Raw genomic sequence first — 1,189 nt, 5'->3', positions numbered from 1 at the left:
AATGGCGAAGAGCAAGTTTGAACGAACAAAACCGCATGTTAATATTGGTACGATTGGTCACGTTGATCATGGGAAGACCTCGTTGACAGCAGCGATTACGAAATATTTTGGTGAATTTAAAGCTTATGACCAAATTGACGCTGCGCCAGAGGAACGCGCACGTGGAATTACTATTTCTACAGCACACGTTGAGTATGAAACGGAAAATCGTCACTATGCGCACGTCGATTGTCCAGGACACGCTGATTATGTGAAAAACATGATCACAGGGGCAGCACAGATGGATGGTGCTATTTTGGTTGTTTCAGCAGCTGATGGCCCAATGCCTCAGACACGTGAGCATATTTTGCTTGCACGTCAGGTTGGTGTTCCAGCAATTGTTGTTTTTCTTAATAAAGTTGATCAGGTTGATGATGCAGAACTTTTGGAGCTTGTAGAGCTTGAGGTTCGGGAACTTTTATCCAAATATGATTTCCCAGGCGATGATATACCAATTGTTAAGGGTTCTGCGTTGGCAGCTCTTGAGGATAAGGATAAAAGCATTGGTGAAGATGCTGTTCGTCTTTTAATGAGTGAAGTTGATAATTATATTCCAACCCCTGAACGTCCTGTTGATCAACCATTTTTGATGCCGATAGAGGATGTGTTTTCGATTTCGGGACGTGGAACCGTTGTTACGGGTCGTGTTGAGCGTGGTGTTATTAAAGTTGGAGAGGAAATCGAGATTATCGGTATTCGTCCAACGTCTAAGACGACGGTTACAGGCGTTGAAATGTTCCGCAAGCTTTTAGATCAAGGTCAAGCGGGTGATAATATAGGAGCTCTGCTACGTGGTGTTGACCGTGAAGGGATTGAGCGTGGTCAAGTATTGGCGAAGCCAGGATCCGTTACGCCTCATACACGTTTTAAAGCAGAAGCTTACATTTTGACAAAAGATGAAGGTGGACGTCATACACCATTTTTCACGAATTATCGTCCTCAGTTTTACTTCCGTACGACGGATGTTACAGGTATTGTTACGCTTCCAGAAGGAACGGAAATGGTTATGCCAGGTGACAATGTTGCGATGGATGTTTCGTTGATCGTTCCGATAGCGATGGAAGAGAAACTTCGTTTTGCTATTCGTGAAGGTGGTCGTACTGTTGGTGCCGGTATCGTCTCTAAGATCATTGAATAAATAATGCTTGTT

Annotated in this window: 1 protein-coding gene; it reads left to right on the top strand. The window is 43.7% G+C overall.

Annotated features, from left to right (window positions below; genetic code table 11):
- Position 1: 1 nt before the first annotated feature.
- The gene (gene tuf, locus ACFILT_RS06075) at positions 2–1,177 is read left to right on the top strand and encodes an elongation factor Tu (RefSeq protein ID WP_012755022.1); all 1,176 of its coding nucleotides are present in this window, start codon (positions 2–4) and stop codon (positions 1,175–1,177) included.
- Positions 1,178–1,189 lie beyond the last annotated feature (12 nt).

It is taken from the genome of Bartonella sp. AP7XZML, assembly GCF_042195745.1.
Lineage (GTDB): Bacteria > Pseudomonadota > Alphaproteobacteria > Rhizobiales > Rhizobiaceae > Bartonella.
The sequence above is the reverse complement of the archived record's forward strand: the minus strand, read 5'-3'. Positions and strand labels throughout refer to the sequence as shown.

Coding starts and splice junctions, on each gene's coding strand:
- tuf (WP_012755022.1), top strand. CDS start 2: ATGGCGAAGAGCAAGTTTGAACGAACAAAACCGCATGTTAATATTGGT.